At 65.1% G+C, this 19,844-nt stretch carries 20 protein-coding genes; 12 read left to right on the top strand and 8 right to left on the bottom strand.

Annotation, left to right across the window (positions count from 1 at the left end; translation table 11 throughout):
- Positions 1 to 94: 94 nt before the first annotated feature.
- From cysG to EN869_RS03950, 7 genes are all read left to right on the top strand, one after another.
- Positions 95 to 1,543 (top strand): siroheme synthase CysG, encoded by a 1,449-nt coding sequence (gene cysG / locus EN869_RS03980; RefSeq protein ID WP_127225031.1) that lies wholly within the window; start codon positions 95 to 97, stop codon positions 1,541 to 1,543.
- Positions 1,540 to 1,842, top strand: a complete 303-nt coding sequence (locus EN869_RS03975; protein ID WP_127225030.1) for a DUF2849 domain-containing protein — start codon at positions 1,540 to 1,542, stop codon at positions 1,840 to 1,842. Before cysG ends, EN869_RS03975 begins: the two co-directional genes overlap by 4 nt.
- Before the next feature lie 101 nt (positions 1,843 to 1,943).
- Positions 1,944 to 3,614: a nitrite/sulfite reductase gene (locus EN869_RS03970; protein ID WP_127225029.1), complete on the top strand. Its 1,671-nt coding sequence runs from the start codon at positions 1,944 to 1,946 to the stop codon at positions 3,612 to 3,614.
- The gene (locus EN869_RS03965) at positions 3,589 to 4,353 is read left to right on the top strand and encodes a phosphoadenylyl-sulfate reductase (protein ID WP_127225028.1); all 765 of its coding nucleotides are present in this window, start codon (positions 3,589 to 3,591) and stop codon (positions 4,351 to 4,353) included. Before EN869_RS03970 ends, EN869_RS03965 begins: the two co-directional genes overlap by 26 nt.
- Positions 4,354 to 4,426: 73 nt before the next feature.
- The gene (locus tag EN869_RS03960; protein ID WP_127225027.1) at positions 4,427 to 4,966 is read left to right on the top strand and encodes a DUF934 domain-containing protein; all 540 of its coding nucleotides are present in this window, start codon (positions 4,427 to 4,429) and stop codon (positions 4,964 to 4,966) included.
- A 163-nt stretch (positions 4,967 to 5,129) separates the two neighbouring features.
- Positions 5,130 to 6,737 carry a GMC family oxidoreductase N-terminal domain-containing protein gene (locus tag EN869_RS03955; RefSeq protein WP_127225026.1) on the top strand — a complete coding sequence of 536 codons (1,608 nt, stop codon included), beginning with the start codon at positions 5,130 to 5,132 and terminating at the stop codon, positions 6,735 to 6,737.
- Positions 6,738 to 6,929: 192 nt separating this feature from the next.
- Positions 6,930 to 7,550 (top strand): DJ-1/PfpI family protein, encoded by a 621-nt coding sequence (locus EN869_RS03950; protein ID WP_127225025.1) that lies wholly within the window; start codon positions 6,930 to 6,932, stop codon positions 7,548 to 7,550.
- A 22-nt stretch (positions 7,551 to 7,572) separates the two neighbouring features.
- Here EN869_RS03950 and EN869_RS03945 read toward each other — a convergent pair whose 3' ends face one another.
- Complete coding sequence (locus tag EN869_RS03945) at positions 7,573 to 7,773, bottom strand: hypothetical protein (RefSeq protein WP_127225024.1); 201 nt, start codon at positions 7,771 to 7,773, stop codon at positions 7,573 to 7,575.
- Between the two features lie 218 nt (positions 7,774 to 7,991).
- Here EN869_RS03945 and grpE point away from each other — a divergent pair, with 218 nt between their 5' ends.
- The gene (gene grpE / locus EN869_RS03940; protein WP_127225023.1) at positions 7,992 to 8,624 is read left to right on the top strand and encodes a nucleotide exchange factor GrpE; all 633 of its coding nucleotides are present in this window, start codon (positions 7,992 to 7,994) and stop codon (positions 8,622 to 8,624) included.
- A 99-nt stretch (positions 8,625 to 8,723) separates the two neighbouring features.
- On the top strand, positions 8,724 to 9,356 hold the full coding sequence (locus EN869_RS03935) for a trimeric intracellular cation channel family protein (RefSeq protein ID WP_127225468.1): 633 nt from the start codon (positions 8,724 to 8,726) through the stop codon (positions 9,354 to 9,356).
- Positions 9,357 to 9,448: 92 nt separating this feature from the next.
- Here EN869_RS03935 and EN869_RS03930 read toward each other — a convergent pair whose 3' ends face one another.
- The 7 genes from EN869_RS03930 to EN869_RS03900 form a co-directional block, all read right to left on the bottom strand.
- Entirely contained in the window at positions 9,449 to 10,336 is an 888-nt protein-coding gene (locus tag EN869_RS03930) for a GNAT family N-acetyltransferase (protein ID WP_127225022.1), read from the bottom strand.
- Between the two features lie 183 nt (positions 10,337 to 10,519).
- Positions 10,520 to 12,799 carry a PAS domain-containing hybrid sensor histidine kinase/response regulator gene (locus EN869_RS03925; protein ID WP_127225021.1) on the bottom strand — a complete coding sequence of 760 codons (2,280 nt, stop codon included), beginning with the start codon at positions 12,797 to 12,799 and terminating at the stop codon, positions 10,520 to 10,522.
- A 119-nt stretch (positions 12,800 to 12,918) separates the two neighbouring features.
- Complete coding sequence (locus EN869_RS03920) at positions 12,919 to 13,908, bottom strand: MDR family oxidoreductase (protein ID WP_127225020.1); 990 nt, start codon at positions 13,906 to 13,908, stop codon at positions 12,919 to 12,921.
- 56 nt (positions 13,909 to 13,964) lie between these two features.
- Complete coding sequence (gene lspA, locus EN869_RS03915; protein WP_127225019.1) at positions 13,965 to 14,447, bottom strand: signal peptidase II; 483 nt, start codon at positions 14,445 to 14,447, stop codon at positions 13,965 to 13,967.
- A 13-nt stretch (positions 14,448 to 14,460) separates the two neighbouring features.
- On the bottom strand, positions 14,461 to 15,321 hold the full coding sequence (locus EN869_RS03910) for an RNA methyltransferase (protein ID WP_127225018.1): 861 nt from the start codon (positions 15,319 to 15,321) through the stop codon (positions 14,461 to 14,463).
- Positions 15,322 to 16,404: a class I SAM-dependent rRNA methyltransferase gene (locus tag EN869_RS03905; RefSeq protein WP_127225017.1), complete on the bottom strand. Its 1,083-nt coding sequence runs from the start codon at positions 16,402 to 16,404 to the stop codon at positions 15,322 to 15,324.
- 76 nt (positions 16,405 to 16,480) lie between these two features.
- Positions 16,481 to 16,966: a DUF1772 domain-containing protein gene (locus EN869_RS03900; protein ID WP_127225016.1), complete on the bottom strand. Its 486-nt coding sequence runs from the start codon at positions 16,964 to 16,966 to the stop codon at positions 16,481 to 16,483.
- Positions 16,967 to 17,205: 239 nt separating this feature from the next.
- On the opposite strand from EN869_RS03900, the gene EN869_RS03895 reads away from it, so the two are divergent.
- From EN869_RS03895 to EN869_RS03885, 3 genes are read left to right on the top strand one after another with little or no spacing between them, the layout of a single operon-like run.
- Entirely contained in the window at positions 17,206 to 18,441 is a 1,236-nt protein-coding gene (locus tag EN869_RS03895) for an RNA ligase RtcB family protein (RefSeq protein WP_127225015.1), read from the top strand.
- Positions 18,428 to 19,045, top strand: a complete 618-nt coding sequence (gene prfH, locus EN869_RS03890; protein WP_127225014.1) for a peptide chain release factor H — start codon at positions 18,428 to 18,430, stop codon at positions 19,043 to 19,045. The genes EN869_RS03895 and prfH overlap by 14 nt, the downstream gene beginning before the upstream one ends.
- Positions 19,046 to 19,101: 56 nt before the next feature.
- On the top strand, positions 19,102 to 19,812 hold the full coding sequence (locus EN869_RS03885; protein ID WP_127225013.1) for a YafY family protein: 711 nt from the start codon (positions 19,102 to 19,104) through the stop codon (positions 19,810 to 19,812).
- The last annotated feature ends 32 nt before the right edge of the window (positions 19,813 to 19,844 follow it).

Below are 19,844 nucleotides of genomic sequence, written 5' to 3'. Positions count from 1 at the left end.
ATTGCCTGCCGTTCGGCGGCGCGCGAGTGCTTGCCTTCTGGTTTTTGGCCAGCCCGCGTAAAACTGCCAAACTGTTCCAGTATCGCTTATCGCCATGCCGCAAGCCAATGCCAAACTCAATGCCTTTCCCGTCTTCATGCGGGTCGACGGCGAAGCCGTAGCCATCGTCGGCAATGGCGAGGAGGCGCTTGCCAAGGCAAGGCTACTTTCGCAATCGAGCGCTGTGCTGCGCATCGTTGCCGACAATGCCAGCAGCAGCCTTCTGGATTTCATTGGATCGACCGGCGCCGTTCACATCAACGCAGCCTATGAGGCCGCCCATCTGCAAGGCGCAGCCCTGGCGTTTGCGGCGACTGGCGACGAGGCGCTCGACCGGCGCGTCGCCGACGACGCGCGCCGGCTGGGAATTCCGGTCAACGCCGTCGACCGTCCGGAGCTCTGCGATTTCTTCACGCCGGCGCTGGTCAACCGCGCACCGGTCGCCATCGCCATCGGCACCGAGGGCGCCGGGCCGGTTCTGGCGCAGATGCTACGCGGGCGCATCGACCGCATGCTGTCGCCGTCGCTCGGCCGGCTGGCGGCACTTGCCGCGTCGTTCCGCGCCGCGGCCGAGAAACTGCCGAAGGGCAGCCGCCGCCGCCGCTTCTGGAGCGATTTCTTCGCCGGCGCGCCGGCCAATGCAATTGAGGCCGGTGAATTCGGGCAGGCGCATGGCGCCGCGCTCGAACTGCTGAACGCAAACGCGCCGGTCGCGGGACATATCGCGCTTGTCGGCGCCGGCCCCGGCGCCGAAGACCTTTTGACGTTGCGCGCGCACCGCCTGCTGATGGAGGCCGACGCGATCGTCTATGACGCGCTGGTGCCGGAGGCGATCGTCGCCATGGGCCGCCGCGACGCCGAGCGCCTGCCGGTCGGCAAGCGCAAGGGCTGCCATTCCAAGAGCCAGGAAGAGATCAACGCGCTGCTCATCGAGCTTGGCCGCGCCGGCAAGCGCGTGGTGCGGCTGAAGTCCGGCGACCCGCTGGTATTCGGCCGCGCCGGCGAGGAGATGGCGGCACTGCGCGAGGCCGGTATCGGCTATGAGGTGGTTCCGGGCGTCACCGCCGCCTTTGCCGCGGCCGCCGATTTTGAACTGCCGCTGACCTTGCGCGGCGTCTCGTCCTCGATGGTGTTCACCACCGGCCACGACCTCAAGGGCAACTCGCTCCCCGACTGGGCCAAGCTCGCCATTTCCGGCGCGACCGTTGCCGTCTATATGGGTCGCTCGGTCGCGGCGGAAGTCGCCGGCAGGCTGATCGAAGCCGGGCTGTCACCGGACACCGCCGTCGCCGTTGTCGAGAATGCGAGCCTCGGCGATCGCCGCCGCTTCCACGGCACGCTGGCCGACCTGCCGTCGCTGGAAGCGCGCGCCGACCTCACCGGTCCGGTGATGACGATCATCGGCGACGCGGTCGCCGGCGCCAACTTTGAACAATCCGAGCCGCTCGCGGCACATAGGCATGAGGGCGCAGCGTCAGCCGTCGCCGAAGGAGTTCAACCATGAAGGTTCTGACCGCGAACAGGCTCTCCGACGGAATAGCCGTCTGGTACGCCGATGGCGGCTGGGCGGAGACGGTCGGTCATGCCGAGATCGCGCATGACAAAGGGGCCGAGGATCAGCTGGAAGCGATCGGCGCCGCGGCTTACGCCAACAATGAGGTGGTCGACGTCAATCTGATCGACGTCGAAGTGTTCGATGGTCTGGTCGAGCCGGTGCGGCTGCGCGAAAAGATCCGCGCCGCGGGGCCGACCATCCGCACCGATCTTGGCAAGCAGGCGACCCCGGAAGCCATCGGGGCGTAGAGTTTTGAGCATGATCCCGAAAAATGGGAACCGGTTTTCGGAAAAGATCATGCTCCAACAAAGAAATTGAAAGCGGGCGGACGCGCCCGGAAAGACGAAGCATGTACCGCTACGACGAGTTCGACCAGGATTTTGTTCACGCCCGTGTCGCCGAGTTCAGCGACCAGGTGCAGCGCCGGCTTGCCGGCGAGATCACCGAGGACCAGTTCCGGCCGCTCAGGCTGATGAACGGCGTCTATCTGCAGCTGCACGCCTATATGCTGCGCATCGCGGTGCCCTACGGCACGCTGAACAGCAAGCAGTTGCGCATGCTCGGCCATATCGCGCGCAAATACGACAAGGGCTACGGCCACTTCACCACGCGCCAGAACATCCAGTTCAACTGGCCGGCGCTGTCGGACATTCCGGCGATCCTAGCCGATCTGGCCAGCGTCGAGATGCACGCCATCCAGACCAGCGGCAACTGCATCCGCAACGTCACCGCCGACCATTTCGCGGGTGCCGCCGCCGACGAGGTTGCGGATCCGCGGCCCTATGCGGAAATCCTGCGGCAATGGTCTTCGGTGCATCCGGAGTTTTCGTTCCTGCCGCGCAAATTCAAGATCGCGGTGACCGGCGCCGAGCGCGACCGCGCCGCCATCCAGACGCATGACATCGGCCTGCACCTGAAGAAGAACGCGGCCGGCGAGCTTGGCTTCGCAGTCTATGTCGGCGGCGGCCAGGGCCGCACGCCGATGGTGGCCAAGAAGATCCGCGACTTCCTGCCGGAAGCCGATCTTCTGTCCTACTGCACGGCGATCCTGCGCGTTTACAATCTCTATGGCCGCCGCGACAACAAGTACAAGGCGCGCATCAAGATCCTTGTCCATGAGACCGGCGTGGAGGAGATCACTCGCCAGATCGAGGCCGAATGGCAGGAGCTGAAGGACGCCGAGCTGAAGCTGCCGGAAGCGGACATCCAGGCCATCAACGCCTATTTCGCCCCGCCGGCGCTGACGGACCGGCCGGAAGGCGATGCGCTGGTGAAGCAGGCGCGGCTCGACTCCAAGAGCTTTTCGGAATGGCTCGACCAGAATGTCGTGACGCATCGCCACCCCGACTATGCTGCGGTGACGATCTCGTTGAAGGGTATCGGCGAGGTGCCGGGCGATGCCACCGACAGCCAGATGGAAGCGGTGGCCGACATCGCCGAGAAATACGCCTTCGACGAGTTGCGCGTCAGCCACGAGCAGAATCTCATCCTGCCGCATGTGGCGCGCACCGATCTCAAGGCGGTCTATGACGCGCTGGTCGAAATCGGCCTGGCGACGGCCAATTCCAACCTGATCAGCGACATCATCTCCTGCCCGGGCCTCGACTATTGCGCGCTGGCGACCGCGCGTTCGATCCCGGTCGCGCAGGAGATTTCGCGCCGCTTCGCCTCGCTCGAGCGGCAGCGCGAGATCGGCGAGCTGAAGCTGAAAATCTCCGGCTGCATCAATGCCTGCGGCCACCACCATGTCGGCCATATCGGCATTCTCGGCGTCGAGAAGAAGGGCACCGAGCTCTACCAGGTGACGCTCGGCGGCTCGGCCGACGAGAATACCTCGGTCGGCGAGATCATCGGCCGCGGCTTCTCTTCGGAAGAGATCACCGATGCCATCGAGCAGATCGTCGATACCTATCTCGGCCTTCGGCTCAGTCCTGACGAACGTTTTATCGACGCCTACCGCAGAGTCGGTCCCGCGCCGTTCAAGGAGGCGCTCTATGCTGGCGAAACCAAGGCCGCTTGATCGTATTGTCGACGTAGAGGCCGGCGTCGCCGCGGAAGCGGCGGGGCTCGACGCGCTGCTCGGCCACCTGAAGCCGATCGAGATCATCGAGCGCGCGGCGCGCGATTCCTTCCGCGGCGAGATCGCTGCCGTGTCGTCCTTCGGCGCGGATTCGGCAGTGCTCTTGCATATGATTTCGGAGATCGACCGCTCGCTGCCAGTGATCTTCCTCGATACCGGCAAGCATTTCGAGGAGACCCTCGGCTATCGCGACGCGCTGGTCGCGGATTTCGGCCTGACGGATGTCAGGGTGATCAAGCCGGAAGAGGAGGCGCTCGAGCGCGTCGATCCGACCGGCAGGCTGCATGAGACCAACACAGACGCCTGCTGCAATGTGCGCAAGGTCGAACCGCTGGCGCGCGGCGTCGAGCCGTTCCGCGCCTGGTTCACCGGACGCAAGCGCTTCCAGGCGTCGACGCGGGCGGCGCTGCCCGTCTTCGAAGCGGTGGGTTCGCGCATCCGCATCAATCCGCTAGCGCACTGGGCGACATCGGACCAGGCCGCCTACATGCGCGCGCATGCGCTGCGGGAAAACCCGCTGGTCGCCTATGGCTATCTCTCGATCGGCTGCTTTCCCTGCACGCAGCCGGTGCAGCCCGGCGAGGACGCACGCAGCGGCCGCTGGGCCGGCCATGCCAAGACCGAGTGCGGCATTCACCTCTCCGGTTTGGAGAAGTCGCTGACCGACGCTTCGCTTTAGGATATATCGCTATTCACGTGATGCCGGCCTGCGAAAGGGCGGCTTGCTGCGTTTGAGCTTTTTGGGATTTTTGATGACTGGATCGACGACAGCGGGAACCCGCCTCTGGACCCCGGACGGCTTTCGCGAGGATGAGTGGACGCACGCCGAAAGCGCCGAGGCGCTGGCCGGCAATGGCCGCTTCATCCTGCCGCTGCAGGCCTTTCTCGGCCTCGACGACGAGGTCCGCAAGTCGGCGCGCGAACGCATCGGTGTGCTGCTGCAGCCCGGCGACGAGCTCGACAAGATAACCGGCCTGCTCGACCAGCTGTCGCTTGTGGCGCTGGCCTTCCCGGCCTTCAATGACGGCCGCTCCTTCTCCAAGGGCGAATTGCTGCGGGCTCGGCATCACTTCAAGGGCGCGGTGCGCGCCACGGGCCAGGTGCTGGTCGACCAGTTGCCGCATATGCTGCGGCTCGGTTTCGATGAGTTCGAGGTCTCCAACCCGGTGCTGTTGAAGCGCCTGGAGGAAGGCCGCACCGGCGGCCTGCCGGTCTACTACCAGCCAGCCGTGGAGCCGGAGCCCAAGGGGCCGAAATATTCCTGGCGGCGCAAGCGCGCTGGATCACAATGACATTTGGCTGAATCGTCATCCTGATCCAGTCCCTTGCTGGAGCATGATCTTCCGAACCCTCGGTTCGGGATCATGCTCTGGCTGACGTTGCGGCATCTTTACAAGGCGCTTCAGCAGGCATTCTCTCCAGACAACGGACGGAAAGATCCGCCGGGAGGAGAGGATGCGCTACGACTATGTCATCGCCGGCGGCGGTTCCGCCGGCTCGACCCTTGCCGCCAGGCTTTCAGAAGACCCATCGAAGACGGTTTGCCTGCTCGAAGCGGGCGGCGCCGGCAAGAATCTCTTGATCCGCGCGCCAGCGGGCATCATCGCGCTGCTGCCTGGCCGGCCGAAGATCAACAATTGGGGCTTCCAGACGGTGCCGCAGGAAGGCCTTAACGGCCGCAGGGGCTACCAGCCGCGCGGCAAGGCGTTGGGTGGCTCCAGCGCCATCAACGCCATGCTCTACACGCGGGGTCATCGCCGCGACTATGACGAGTGGGCCGATCTCGGCTGCGACGGCTGGTCGTGGGACGAGGTGCTGCCCTATTTCCGGCGCGCCGAGGGCAACCAGCGCGGCAGTGACGCGCTGCATGGCGGCGACGGGCCGCTGAGGGTCTGCGAGCAGCAGGAGCCGCGCGCGATCTCCAGGGCTTTCGTCGAGGCCTGCGGCGAAAACCAGATTAGGCCGAACGACGATTTCAACGGGCCGGAGCAGGAGGGGGCTGGGCTCTATCAGGTGACGCAGTTCTGGGGCGAGCGCCGCAACGGGGAGCGCTGCTCGGCGGCGGCCGCCTATCTGCATCCGGCGATGAACCGGCCGAACCTCACCGTGGTCACCGGCGCGCATGCGACGGGCGTCGTGCTCAACGGCAGGCGCGCAAGGGGCGTGCGCTATCGCACCGGCAAGAGCGAGGCCGTGGCGGAAGCCAGGCGCGAGGTCATCCTTTGCGGCGGGGCGTTCGGTTCGCCGCAGCTACTTCTTCTGTCCGGCATCGGGCCGGCGGTAGAGCTCGCGGCGCACGGCATCCCCCTCGTCCACGAATTGCCCGGCGTCGGCAGGAATCTGCAGGACCATCTCGATTTCATCCTGGCCTGGAAGTCCAGGCAGACCGATTTGATGGGCATCGGCCTCACCGGCATGCCGGGCCTGATCAGGCACATGCTGCGCTGGCGCAATGACGGCGGCGGCATGATCGCAACGCCATACGCCGAGGGCGGCGCCTTCCTCAAATCTGACCCGGCAATCGAGCGACCCGACCTGCAGCTGCATTTCTGCATCGCCATCGTCGACGACCATGGCCGCAAGCTGCATATGGGCTATGGCTTTTCCTGCCATGTCTGTGTGCTTCGGCCGCATTCGCGCGGCGAGGTGGGTTTGAACAGTCCCGATCCGCTGGCGCCGCCGCGCATCGATCCACGCTTCCTCGGGGACGAACGCGACGCCGAGCTTCTGCTCAAGGGCGTGCACATGACGCGCGCCATATTGGAGGCGCCGGCGCTGGCGAAATATCGCGCCAGGGAAATCTACACCGCCGGCGCGTCCAGCGACGCCGAGCTGATGGCGCATATCAGGGCACGCGCCGACACGATCTACCACCCGGCCGGCACCTGCAAGATGGGCGTCGACGACATGGCCGTGGTCGACACGCAGCTCAGGGTTCACGGGCTGGAGAGACTGCGTGTGGTCGATGCTTCGGTAATGCCGACCTTGATCGGCGGCAACACCAATGCACCGACGATCATGATTGCCGAGAAGGCCGCGGATATGATCCGGGCAGCGGTCTGATCGTCGGTCTTGGTCGGACCAGCTTCTTCGGTTCTGTCGCGGCCGCGCCGCCTTTGCCGGCCGGTCGATCGGATCGAATCCATCTGGTCAGACCAATTTGGCGATTTCTGCTTCCCCTTTTGTCGTCCTGCCCTTAGGATAGGGTTATTATTTCGTACCCCGAAATAAATAGCCGGCAAATGGAGGAACGGCATGGCAGGCAAGAAGATATTGATGCTCGTTGGCGAGTTCAGCGAGGAATACGAGATTTTCGTCTTTGAACAGGCCATGCACGCGGTCGGTCACACCGTCCATGTCGTCTGCCCAGACAAGAAGGCTGGCGATGTGCTCAAGACCTCACTGCACGACTTCGAAGGCCATCAGACCTATACCGAAAAGCTCGGCCACGATTACATCCTCAACAAGACCTTTGCCGAGGTGAACCCGGCCGAATATGACGCGGTTTATGCCGCGGGCGGGCGCGGGCCGGAATATATCCGCATCGACAAGCGCGTGCAGGCGCTGGTCAGGCATTTCCACGAGGTCGGCAAGCCGATCTTCACCATCTGCCACGGTGTGCAGATCCTGATCGCGGTCGACGGCGTGGTGCGCGGCAAGGAAGTGGCGGCGCTGCATTATTGCGAGCCGGAAGTGACGCTTGCCGGCGGCATCTATATCGATGTTGCCCCGACTGGCGCGCATGTCGACGGCAATCTGGTTTCGGCCAAAGGCTGGCCGGGCCTTGCCACTTTCATGCGGGAATGCCTGAAGGTGCTTGGCACCGAAATCCGCCATGGCGAAGCGCTGATGCGCGACGATAGGAAGGCGGCCTAAAGCCTGCGGAAGCGGCGCGCGGCTATTGACGCCGCTCGCCGCCCGGCTTCTTGGCATCGGCGTCATCGAGGCGCTCAAGCAGGTCACTTAGCCGCCGCGGCATCTCCTTTTCCAAGCGAAATGCCGGCAACGTGCGCAGAAAGCGCTTCGTCGCTTCGCTGCCCGCCTGCCGCCTGATATCGTCGGCGAGTTCGGCGCGCCTGTTGCCGTTGTTGCCGTTCATCGTCCCAAAATCCTGTATTGGCTTCGAAACTCCCGCAGCCCGTTTATGGTTCCCCGCACCCGCGGTCGAGGGCAAGCAAAGCTGCGTGATAGGGTAAAATTTGAATTAATTCGGAACGACAGGCTGATATCGGCTGTCAGCGCTTACCCCTTGATTTTTGGCCTCCAAACCTCGATATCGGGCGCAAATCCAGAGCAATCCGAATGACGGGAAACGCGATGAGCGACCAGGCAAAAGACGAACCCACGCCCGAAGATATGGAAGCCACCCAGGCTTCCGGCGAGCGTGCCGAAGGTGGCGTCGACGGCGACTATGAAGCGCTTGTACGGCTACTGAAGGAAAATGAGGAACTGAAGGACCGAGCGCTGCGCGTCGCGGCCGAAATGGAGAATTTGCGGCGGCGCACCGCGCGCGATGTGCAGGACGCCCGCGCCTATGCGGTGGCCAATTTCGCGCGCGACATGCTGTCGGTGTCCGACAATCTGCGCCGCGCGCTGGACGCGATCCCGGCGGAAGCGAAGGCGTCCGGCGACGCTGGCTTCAAGTCGCTGATCGAAGGTGTCGAGCTTACCGAGCGTGCCATGCTTTCGGCGCTGGAACGCCATGGAGTGAAGAAACTCGCGCCCGAGGGCGAGAAGTTCGATCCGAACTTCCACCAGGCGATGTTCGAGGTGCCCAATCCGGAGGTTCCGGCCGGCACCGTCGTCCAGGTGGTGCAGCCGGGCTATTCGATCGGCGAGCGCGTGCTGCGCCCGGCGATGGTCGGCGTCGCCAAGGGTGGCCCGAAGGCGGCCGCCGAGGCGAAGGTCGAGCCAGGCCCGGTGAACGAGCAGGCCGAGAAGGATGCGTGATAGGCGAGTAAGGGAGTAGAGGAAGCGAAACCGTACTTTCATGCGGTTCTATGCTATTCAATTTCCCCTATTCCCTTACTGCCCTACTCCCCTATGTCCTTGAATCCCATCGCCTTGCTCGATTACGCCGGCGTCGCCGTCTTCGCGGCGACGGGCGCGCTTGCGGCATCGCGCAAAGAGCTCGACATTATTGGCTTCCTGTTCCTGGCCAGCGTCACCGGCATCGGCGGGGGCACGCTGCGCGACGTCATCCTCAACCTGCCGGTGTTCTGGGTCGCCAACAGCGGCTATGTGCTGATCTGCGCTGGGGTCGCGGTGCTGGTCTTCTTCAGCGCCCACCGGTTCGAATCCCGCTATAAGCTGCTGCTCTGGCTCGATGCCATCGGGCTTGCCGCTTTCTCCGTGATGGGGGCGGCCAAGGGGCTGGCGATCACCGGCTCGCCGGTCGTGTCGATCATCATGGGCGTGCTGACGGCGACCTTCGGCGGTATCTTGCGCGATCTGCTTGCCGGCGAGCCCTCGGTGCTGCTCAGGCCGGAAATCTATGTCACCGCCGCCCTTGCCGGCGCCACCATCTTCACCCTTGGCGATCTTGCCGGCCTGCCGGCCCTGGCGTCCAGCCTGCTCGGCTTCGCGGGCGCATTCGCGGTGCGCGGCGGCGCGCTCAAATTCGGCTGGTCGTTTCCGGCCTATAAGAGCCGGCCGGGGCGAAGGCCGGAAGATATTCCGTGAAAGAGCAAGTGGTGAATAGTGAATGGTAAAATGGTCGATGGGTGGCAGAGCCGAGGGCCATCCACCCATTCACCTTTTACCATTCACCTGAATCACGCCGCGAAGCGCTGGCCTTCACCGCCATAATAATTGACGTAGCGGGCGCCGATCTCCTTGACCGGCATGACGACGAAGACGTCGACGGTCGAGAATTCGTGGTCGATGACGCAGCCGTCGCCGATCCGGGCGCCGACGCGCAGATAGCCCTTGACCAGCGGCGGCATGGCGGCGATCGCGGCCTTGGTGTTCACCGCCTCGATCGGCATCAGGTCCATGGAGCAGTAGCGCTCGGGAACCGCTCGGACGTCCCAGGCCGAGTTGGTGCGGCAATGATGGGCGAGGTAGGTCAGCGCCTCGGCGTGGGCTGCCGGCACGATGCCGTGGAAGGAGGCGCAGCCGGTCATCACGCCAATGTTGTAATGATTGATGTAGGCCCAGATGCCCTGCCACAGCGCCTCGATGGTGCGCTTGGAACGGTATTCCTTGAGAACACAGGAGCGGCCGAGCTCGAGGAAGCGTTGGCCGGGATGGCGCGCGATCAGCTTGGTGAGCTCGAACTCGCCCTCGGAATAAAAACCGCCGGCGGTTGCGGCTATCTCCTGCCGAAGCAGGCGATAGGTGCCGACGATGCGGCGATGCTCGGGGCCCGGAAGGGACGTGTCCAACACGAGAAGGTGATCGCAGAGCGGGTCGAAACGGTCGGCATCGCGCCGGTCCTGCGCCTGGAACAGGTCCTTCCTCGCGCCAAGCTCGTCATAAAATACCCGATAGCGGACTTCCTGGGCAGCGGCGATCTCAGCCTCGTTGCGGGCGAGCCGCACTTCGAGGTTGCCGATCCGGCCCAGCGGAGCACCGCTTGCGACGGCATCGGCGGTACGGGCGGCGAGCAGGGCGCCGCCGGCGTTCGGCCGAGTGTCACATTCAGGCATAACTGTATGCACGAGTGATTCTCCTTCGAGCCATCCCTCTTGGCACGGGGATACGGTGTAGGTGCAACAGGATTGTGACAGTACCGTGATACGACGTGGCGGGCAATACTTTGTCGGCTGGGCAATACACTCAACCGGCTATCTTACCGACGCGAAAGCCAGGCGATGCATGGTTTTCAAGAGTTCAAAATTTCGTCAGGCGGCAACCTGGCCCTCGACAGCCTGGACGAGCTGGTCGGGATCGAGCGGCTTGGTCACGAAGCCGCTGGCGCCATGCGCGAGCACGGCATGCCGGGTCTTTTCCTGGCTGTCGGCCGAAAGCACCATGATCGGGATCGGTGGCATGGCCATGGATTCCTCGTGGCGGCGGATGGCGGCGATCGCATCGAGACCGTCCATGACGGGCATATGCAGGTCCATCAGCACCACGTCGAAGCGGAATTTGAGGCCGGCATCGGTGACGGCGTCGACCGCGGCCTTGCCGTTGCCGACGATCTTGACGCGATGACCCGCCTTGAGCAGCGTGGCGCGCGCCAGCATGGCATTGATGTCGTTGTCCTCGGCAATCAGCACCGACAGGCCCTGATCGCGCCGGCGCGCCGAAGCGGCGCCGCGCGGCTGCGGTTGCGGCTGGGCAAGCGCCGAGCCGTGGCTGGTCAACAGCACCCGCAACAGGGTTTCGCCGCGCACCGGCCTTGCAAGGAAGGTGGCGTAGCCGCTGGCGCGGAATTCGCCGAGCATGCCGCGGTCCGTCGGCGCGATGAGGGTGATGGCTTCGCAATCGGCAAAGCCCGAGTCGCGCAGCCGCTTTAGCAGTCTGCCGTCGGCGTTTTCGAGCGCCGCGTCGATCAGGAGCACGTTGCAGCCGGCAGCGAAGGGAGCCGCCTGGCTCGGTGTCGCCGCGACCTCGACGGTGCCGCCATGGGCTCTGATCGTGCGGGCTATGGCATCGGCTTCGATGGCGTTCTTCGACACGATCACGGCCCGCCGGTCGGCAAGGATGTTGTGGCGGTGCGGCGGCGGTTCGGTGGCCGCGACCGCCGGGATCTCGAGGACGAATTCGGAGCCTTCGCCGAGCCGGCTCGAAACCGAGATCGTGCCGCCCATGGCGCTCACCAGCCGCTTCGAGATGGCAAGGCCGAGGCCGGCGCCGCCATGCACCCTGGTCGAGGTGCCGTCGGACTGCTCGAACTCCTCGAAGATGCGTTCCATGTCCTCTTCACGCAGCCCCGGGCCGGTGTCGACGACGGTGAAGCAGATTCGGTCGGTGGTTTCGGTGCGGGCGCGCGCCACGGTGAGCAGCACGCCGCCGGTATCGGTGAATTTCACCGCATTGCCAATGAGGTTGAGCAGCACCTGGCGCACGCGGCCGGGATCGGCGGTGATCATCTGCGGCACGTCGGGCTCGACATGGCAGCCGAGACCGATGTTCTTGGCGAAGGCCCTCGCGGCCAGGAGCTCGATGATGTTGTCGGCGATTTCGCGCAATGACGTCGGCTGCGGCTCGGGCTCGAAGCGGCCGGCCTCGATCTTGGAATAATCGAGCAGGTCCTCGATGAGCGCGAGAAGCGCGCTGGCCGAGGTGGAAACGGCGCCGACATAGGTGCGCTGTTCCGGCGACAGGTCGGTGTCGGCCAGCAGCTTCGCCATGCCCATGATGCCGTTCATCGGCGTGCGGATCTCATGGCTGACGGTGGCGAGGAAGCGCGACTTGGCCTGGCTCGCATATTCGGCACGTTCGCGCGCGGTGATCAGCGAGGACTCGGCGCGCTTGCGGGCGGTAATGTCGCGGGCAATCGCGCGGTGCGAGACCGCGCCCGTGTCCTTGTCGCGCACCGAGAGTTCGATCCATGAGAACCAGCGCGGCCCGCTCGGCGTGCGGATCGCGACATCGGTGGAGCTCAGGCATTCATGGTCGGAGAAGGCGGCGTCGGGAACGATGCCGACATCGATGCCAAGCTCGGACAAGGTCTTGCCGGCGAGATCGCGCGGGTCGACGTCGACAAGTGTGGAGAAAACGCTATTGGCATAGACGATGTTGCCGTCGCGATCGCGATGGACGACGAGGTCGCCCAGCGCATCGATCAGGCCGCGGAAGCGCTCCTCGCTCTCCTGCATCTCCCACATGCGATCGGCGAGGGTCTCGATCTCGGCGCGGCTGCGGGCGGCCGTCTCGTCGAGAAGAGCTGCGGTGCGCCGTTCGTCGCGCCGGTTGCGCAGATGCATGGCAAGGCCGGCAACGGCCGCGGCGGCGAGACCGATGGTGACGATGATCGGCGCGCCGGTGAGATGCGCCAGCCCCGCCAGAACGGCGATGGCGACGATCGTCAGGAACGGCAGGCCCTCATGGCTGGCCGCGGGCAATTCCGGGGCCAACGGCGGGGCAACAAGCACCTGCCGCCGCGGCGCATCGATGATGAGCCTGTCAGCGTCCGCGGCTTTGCTGCCCTGTCTGGTGTCGGAGTCCGCGACCATGCGCAAACCATGCCAGACAGAGATTATGGAAGGCTGCGGCGGATCGTTCGAATTTTAGCGATCTTCGCGGATTCCGGGCTCCGGCCCGGACAAAACCGGTGCTCCGAAACGGCTGTCGGCTACATATCGACGACGACGCGGCCCCTGACCTTGCCTTCGACGATGTCGCGGGCGGCAGCGACAATGCCGTCGAAACCGATGGTGTGGGACAATGTCGACAGCTTCTTCAGGTCGAGATCGGTGCCGATGCGGCGCCATGCCTCCAGGCGCACGGCCTTCGGTGCCATCACGGAATCGATGCCGAGCAGCGAAACGCCACGCAGGATGAAGGGCGCGACGCTTCCCGGCAGGTCCATGCCGCCGGCCAGGCCGCAGGCGGCGATCGCGCCGCCATAGGAGGTCGTCGACAGTACATTGGCGAGCGTGTGGCTGCCGACCGAGTCGACGCCGCCCGCCCAGCGCTCCTTGGCAAGCGGCTTCGCCGGCTGGCTGAGCTCCTCGCGCGAGATCACCTCCGCCGCGCCGAGGTCGATCAGGTAAGGGCTTTCGGCGTTGCGGCCGGTCGAGGCGACGACATGGTAGCCGAGGCTGGACAGGATCGAGATGGCGACCGAGCCGACGCCGCCGGCGGCGCCCGTCACCACCACCGGGCCGCGGTCCGGCACGATGCCATGCCGTTCCAGCGCCATGACCGAGAGCATGGCCGTGTAGCCCGCCGTGCCGACGGCCATCGCATCATGCGCGCTCATGCCCTCGGGCAGCGGCACCAGCCAGTCGCCCATGACCCGGGCGCGGCCGGCATAGGCGCCGTAATGCGTCTCGCCGACGCCCCAGCCGTTGAGAATCACCTTGTCCCCCTTGCGCCAGTCGGCATGCGAGGAGGAGATCACGGTGCCGGCGAAATCGATGCCCGGCACCAGCGGCCAGCGGCGCACCACAGGCGCCTTGCCTGTGATGGCGAGCCCGTCCTTGTAGTTCACCGTCGTCGCCTCGACGGCGACGGTGACGTCGCCCTCCATCAGGTCGGCCTCGGTGAGGTCGACGACATCGACGGACTGCTTCTTCTCGGCATCGCGCGAAATGAGGATGGCTTTGAACGTATCGGACATTTTTTCTCCTCCGGTTCCGGCGATGGACGTAACTGTGCGGCGGCAGCCGCGCGGCGTCAATCTTGCGAAGGTTTCGGCTCGTGCCGCCAGCCGATCAGCTCGTCGAAGACGACAAGTGCGGCGCCGACTGAAATGAAGGCGTCGGCGAGGTTGAACACCGCGAAGGACCAGACCGGGGTGTGGAACAGGATGTAGTCGATGACGTGACCGTAGATAGCACGGTCGATGAGATTGCCCAGCGCGCCGCCAACGATGAGCGCAAAGCCGATGCGGGCGATGACATGGCCGGCAGGCGTGCGCGTGGCGAGATAGAGCACGAAGGCGACGACCAGCACGGCGATGACCACCAGGCCGGTGTCGCCGAAGGATTGGAACATCGAAAAGGCGATGCCGGTGTTATAGGTGCGAAACAGCGCCAGGAACGGCAGCAGATCGACCTTCTCCTGAAAGGCGAGACCGTTCTCGACCAGTTGCTTGATCCACTGATCGAGCGCGATTGCAACGATCACCAGCAGGGCATAAGGGGACCAGGATTTCACGATTGCGCAGTCCTCATCGCGAGTCTGTGTGAGGGTCGAGCTTCAATGCGCCGCGCCGTATCTCGAAGAGCATCACGCCGGTGGCAACGGCGAGGTTGAGCGAATCCGCTCGGCCGGCTTGGGGGATTCTCAACAGCCTATCGCAGCTTTCGGCAAGGCTGTCGGGCAACCCTTGCTGCTCGTTGCCCATCAAAAGCAGCACCGGTCCCCTGGAGAAATCGACTGAACGATAGTCGACCGCGCCTTTGAGGTGCGTTCCAGCGACAAGGCCCGAAAAATCGCGCCGCCAGGCGAGGAAGGCCTGCTCGGTCGCCCTGGCGACCGGCACGGCGAAGATCGAGCCCATCGTGGCGCGCACCGTCTCCAGCGAGAACGGATCGGTGGTGTCGCCGACCAGGATGACGCCCTTGGCGCCGACGGCGTCGACGGTGCGGATCACGGTACCGAGATTGCCGGGATCGCGGACCCGGTCGAGCGCCACCCAGACATCGCCGTCCCTGGCGCGGATATCCTTCAGCGGCACGGTCTGCTGCGCGAAGACGCCGACCACCATTTGCGGGTTTTCACGGCGGGTGATGGCCGCAAGCACTTTTTCGGAGACTTCCAGAACCGTGCCGCCGGCGGCGACGGTCCGCGCGGCGACCTTCTCGACGGCCGCGTTGCCGCGTCCGGCCTTGGCGAAGACCAGGGTCTTGATCGACCAGCCGAGGTCCAGCGCGTCGATGACCAGCTTCAGCCCTTCGGCCATGAAGGCGTTCTGCTGGTCGCGGAATTTCTTCAAGGCGAGCGCCTTGATGTCCTTGACCAGCGGATTGGCAAGGCTGGTGACTTCCTTGACCTGCCCGACCGGGCGGGCGCCGTCATGTGCGTTCATTCAAGCCACCCAGCGCGAGAACAGCGAGGTCGACAGCGCGCGGCCGGCGGACTTCTCGCGAATGATCAATTCGCCGGATTCGACCGTGCCGCCCATGCCGGCGAACGTATCGCGCATCAGCGCATGGATGGCGAAGAAGGAGGCGCGGATCGAATAGGCGGTGAGAACGACGGCCAGCGGTTTCGGCGTCAGGATCGAGCGGCAGAGGTCGGTGAGGCCCGGCAGATCCTCGAACAATTGCCAGACCTCGCCCTTGGGGCCGCGGCCATAGGCCGGCGGGTCGAACAGCACGATATCGTAGCGGCTGCCGCGGCGCTCCTCGCGCTCGGCGAATTTCACCGCATCCTCGACGATCCAGCGGATCGGCTTGTCGGCAAGGCCGGCCATTTCCTGGTTCTCGCGCGCCCAGCCGATGGCCTTCTTCGAGGCATCGACATGGGTGACCTCGGCGCCGGCGCGGGCCGCCACCAGCGAGGCGAGGCCCGTATAGCCGAACAGATTGAGCACCTTGACCGGGCGCTTCGCCTCCGCGATCAGCCCCGCCATATGGTCCCAATGCGAAACCTGCTCGGGAAAAACGCCGACATGGCGAAACGAGGTGAAGCGGCCGAGATAGTCGATGCCGTCATGCTTCATCGGCCAGGTCTCGCCGAGCGGCGATTTCGGAAAGCGCCACCGGCCGATGCCTTCCTCGTCGGTGTCGCCGGTGAAGATGGCGTCGGCGCGCTCCCATTCTTTTGCCGGAAGCGCGCGCTGCCAGATCGCCTGGCCTTCGGGGCGAACGATGCGGTAGGGGCCGTATTGCTCGAACTTTTCGCCGGCGCCGCTGTCCAGCAGCGCGTAGTCGGCATTGGGCGCGACCTCCAGGATCAGCGGCAGGCGCTCGGCCGGCAAGGAGCCCTCGCGGCGTGCAAGAACGCGCGGAGCCGCTTTGGCTTCCTGCCGATCCGCCGGTTTCGCTTCGCGACGCTCCGCGGATGCTGCCTGCTGCCGTCCAGCCGCAAACGCGTCGCGCGGGCGGGCCTGTTCCGGCCTCGCGTGCTGCGGTCGGTTATCGCGGCGCTTGTCGCGAAAAGATTTCAAGAAGGATCATCTCCGGCGGTTCGGCCCGCTTCTGCCACAGCTCAGCCCATCGGCGCAACAAAGGCGGGCGAGACCATCAACCGTGACGGACCGTGAGCAAGCCGAGGCAAAGTGAGATGAAGCCAAGCGCCTTCGCTGCCGTCACCGCCATATGGCCGGATTCCCAACGCAGCCGGACGGCTTCGAAATTTTCCGGAATTGGCCCCGGCGTCCAGGTGGCGAGGATATCGTTGGCCGGTTTGACGAGAACAGTCCAAAGCGCGAGCGCTAGCGCATAGAGCAAGGTGCCGGCCAGCACAAACCAGAAGGCGCGAGGCTCGTCGCGCAGCATCCAGACAAGCACCGCCGGGCAGACAATGGCTGCGATATCGAGCGGCGCTCCGATCAGCAGGAAGAGCTGGAACTGCGCATTGAAAACGGTCGTCTCGCGCCAAAGCGCCGGCGACCATTTCGTCAGCCTGGGCAGCGATTCCAGCACATGGGCAAAGGACGGGCCAAGACTGAGGGCCGCGACGAAAGCGGTCAGCACCGACCAGAACAACAGGAACCCGCGCATCTCCATTATGGAGACAACGGCGACGGCCGGCAGGCGTTCCCGTCGGGTCGGCCGGCCTTGTTTCTTCCGGCCGGTTGCTTTATGGGAGCGCCATTCTTGGTTCTGGAATGGGAGCGACAGATGACGAACATCTCCACCGCGCGCCCCTCGAGGGTTCCGGCGTAAGGCAGGCTTTGCTGTTTTGACGCCGGTCGACTGACGCCTGACGGCGTCGGATACCTGACCATTTCCAGAAGTGTTCCATCATGGGCAATTCATTCGGGGCCATCGGCCCCTCTTCGTCTTGCGCTGCGGAGGCAGCGCAAATCCAGTATTATTTCTCGCAGCAAAGCTGGATCGAGGGCGCCGCGCTCGAACAGCTGAAGGCTGTTGCGGCGCTGCCTGGCGTGAGCTCGGTCGCCGCTTTTCCGGACCTGCACCCCGGCAAATACGGCCCGACCGGGATCGCGGTTCTCTCAAAGCGGTTGTATCCGCAACTGATCGGCAACGATATCGGCTGCGGCATGTCGCTGTTTGCGCTCGATATGCCGCTGCGCAAGCTCAAGGTCGACCGGGCGGTCGAGCGCATGGGTGAAATCGAAGCGCAGGACTGCTTCGATCCGCAGGCTGTTCTGTCAGCTTCGGGCTTGGCGCCGGATCTGTTTCCGGCGGCGCTTGGTACGATCGGCGGCGGCAATCATTTCTGCGAGCTCCAGGCAGTCGAACAGCTGTTCGATGCCAGGAAGGCGGAAGCCGTCGATCGCCAAGGCCTCTACCTGCTCGTTCACTCCGGCTCGCGTGGCCTGGGTGCGCGGGTGTTCGGCGAGGTCAATCATCAGGCCGCGATTGCGACGGGGCTCGATCCGGCGTCGGAAGCGGGCAAAGCGTGGCTCGGCAAGCACGATATCTGCGTTGCCTGGGCATCGCTCAACCGCGGCCTGATCGCGGCGCGGGCGGCGAGCGCGTTGCACTGCGAAGCAAAGCTTGTCGTCGACGTGCCGCACAATCTGGTGCGCCGGCGGGATGGCGGCTTCGTCCATCACAAGGGCTCCGCCGCGGTCGAGGCTGGCAGCATCGCGCCGATTGCGGGCTCGCGCGCCAGCCTGAGCTATGTGGTTGAGGCGCTGGACGGGACAGGCTCTTCGCTGGGTGGCATCTCGCATGGCGCCGGCCGCAAATACGACCGCGCGACCATGCATGGCCGTGTCGGGCGCAAAAGGTCGGAACGCGAGGCCCTGCTTCGCAACGCCTGGGGCGGGCAGCTGATCTGCGGCGACCGCGACCTGGTCATCGAAGAGGCCGCGACCGCCTACAAGGATGCGGGGCAGGTGGTCCACGACCTCGCCGATGCCGGGCTCGTCTTGCCGCTGGCGGCGATGAAGCCGCTGGTGACCTACAAGAAGGCGGTCGATGGCAGCTCCGATCGCACACGCGCAAAGCCAGGTTGTGATCGGCAAAGCGAACGAGGGCGTCACAGGGGAGGTCGCCATGAGCGCGGTTGACCTTCTCGTCACCTCCGGCAGCGGCCCGGTCGAATGTCGCATCGCGCTGATGGCGCTGGTCCGCATCATCGAGGCGGAGTGCGGCCGGCGCGGCTGCGCGGCTGAAGTCACGTTCGGCCACGCACCGGACCGGCATGGCGCGAAATCGGCGCTGATCAGCCTGGAGGGCGCGGGCGCCAATGCCCTGGCAACAGAGTATTGCGGCTCGGTGAAGTTCATCTTCAAGAGCCCGGTACGGCCGGGCCACAAGCGGCAGAACTGGTTTGTTGGGGTGAAGCGGGTGGATCTGGCAGACATGCCCGCGGCGGGGCCGGCGATCGCGGCAGGCAATGTGCGCTTCGAAACGCTTCGCGCCGGAGGGCCGGGCGGCCAGAACCAGAACACCACCGACAGTGCCGTGCGGGCGGTCCACGTGCCGACCGGCATTATGGTGGTGGCGCGTGCCGAGCGGTCGCAGCACCGCAACAAGGCGATCGCGTTGCAGCGGCTTGCGGCAATGCTGCGCGTGCTGGCGGATCGCGAGATGGAAGCTTCGAAGGCTGAGCTCTTCATGGCGAACAAGGCGCTTGAGCGCGGCAATGCGGTGAAGGTGTTCCGCCTGTGAGTTGACTGAAGGGGCGTGGCTTCCGGCCGCGCCCCTTCAGCCCTATCGTAAACGCGATGTCTCGTTCCGAACGCCTTTTCGACCTTATCCAGATCCTGCGCCGCCACCGCCGGCCGGTGAGCGGCCGCACGCTTGCGGACGAGATGGGCGTGTCGATCCGCACGCTCTACCGCGATATCGCGACGCTGCAAGGGCAGGGCGCTCCGATAGAGGGCGAGGCGGGGCTCGGCTATGTGCTGAAGCCGGGCTTCATGCTGCCGCCGCTGATGTTCAGCGACGAGGAGATCGAGGCGATCGTGCTTGGATCGCGCTGGGTGGCGAAGCAGCCGGACAAAAGGCTGGCTGTCGCCGCGACGGATGCGCTTGCCAAGATCGCGGCGGTGCTGCCGGACGACCTGCGCGAAGACCTCGACGCGACAACGCTGCTCGTCGGGCCAAACGCGGATCATCTCGAAACGATCGACCTCGGTGTCGTGCGGCAGGCAATTCGCGACGAGCGCAAGCTCGGCTTCCTCTATCGCGATGCCGGCGGCTCAGCATCGAAGCGGCTGGTCTGGCCGTTCGCGCTGAGCTTTTTCGACAAGGTGCGGGTGATGGTGGCGTGGTGCGAGATGCGCCAGGATTTCCGGCATTTCCGTGCCGACCGGATGTCCGAATTGACGGCCACCGACATCCGCTATCCGCGTCGCCGCCAGTCCATGCTGAAGGAATGGCGGGCGACGCTTGGCACGGCCGGCCAGAACGGCGCAAAAGACACTACCGGCTGATCGCTGCTGCCAGAATCTGACAGCAGGCATGC

Origin of the sequence: Mesorhizobium sp. M2D.F.Ca.ET.226.01.1.1, from assembly GCF_004022705.2 — a bacterium.
Lineage (GTDB): Bacteria > Pseudomonadota > Alphaproteobacteria > Rhizobiales > Rhizobiaceae > Mesorhizobium.
The sequence above is the reverse complement of the archived record's forward strand: the minus strand, read 5'-3'. Positions and strand labels throughout refer to the sequence as shown.

Bases quoted from the DNA above. Each gene is read 5' to 3' on its own strand.
- cysG (WP_127225031.1), top strand. From the start codon at position 95: ATGCCGCAAGCCAATGCCAAACTCAATGCCTTTCCCGTCTTCATGCGG.
- EN869_RS03975 (WP_127225030.1), top strand. From the start codon at position 1,540: ATGAAGGTTCTGACCGCGAACAGGCTCTCCGACGGAATAGCCGTCTGG.
- EN869_RS03970 (WP_127225029.1), top strand. From the start codon at position 1,944: ATGTACCGCTACGACGAGTTCGACCAGGATTTTGTTCACGCCCGTGTC.
- EN869_RS03965 (WP_127225028.1), top strand. From the start codon at position 3,589: ATGCTGGCGAAACCAAGGCCGCTTGATCGTATTGTCGACGTAGAGGCC.
- EN869_RS03960 (WP_127225027.1), top strand. From the start codon at position 4,427: ATGACTGGATCGACGACAGCGGGAACCCGCCTCTGGACCCCGGACGGC.
- EN869_RS03955 (WP_127225026.1), top strand. From the start codon at position 5,130: ATGCGCTACGACTATGTCATCGCCGGCGGCGGTTCCGCCGGCTCGACC.
- EN869_RS03950 (WP_127225025.1), top strand. From the start codon at position 6,930: ATGGCAGGCAAGAAGATATTGATGCTCGTTGGCGAGTTCAGCGAGGAA.
- EN869_RS03945 (WP_127225024.1), bottom strand. From the start codon at position 7,773: ATGAACGGCAACAACGGCAACAGGCGCGCCGAACTCGCCGACGATATC.
- grpE (WP_127225023.1), top strand. From the start codon at position 7,992: ATGAGCGACCAGGCAAAAGACGAACCCACGCCCGAAGATATGGAAGCC.
- EN869_RS03925 (WP_127225021.1), bottom strand. From the start codon at position 12,799: ATGGTCGCGGACTCCGACACCAGACAGGGCAGCAAAGCCGCGGACGCT.
- EN869_RS03920 (WP_127225020.1), bottom strand. From the start codon at position 13,908: ATGTCCGATACGTTCAAAGCCATCCTCATTTCGCGCGATGCCGAGAAG.
- EN869_RS03910 (WP_127225018.1), bottom strand. From the start codon at position 15,321: ATGAACGCACATGACGGCGCCCGCCCGGTCGGGCAGGTCAAGGAAGTC.
- EN869_RS03900 (WP_127225016.1), bottom strand. From the start codon at position 16,966: ATGGAGATGCGCGGGTTCCTGTTGTTCTGGTCGGTGCTGACCGCTTTC.
- EN869_RS03895 (WP_127225015.1), top strand. From the start codon at position 17,206: ATGGGCAATTCATTCGGGGCCATCGGCCCCTCTTCGTCTTGCGCTGCG.
- prfH (WP_127225014.1), top strand. From the start codon at position 18,428: ATGAGCGCGGTTGACCTTCTCGTCACCTCCGGCAGCGGCCCGGTCGAA.
- EN869_RS03885 (WP_127225013.1), top strand. From the start codon at position 19,102: ATGTCTCGTTCCGAACGCCTTTTCGACCTTATCCAGATCCTGCGCCGC.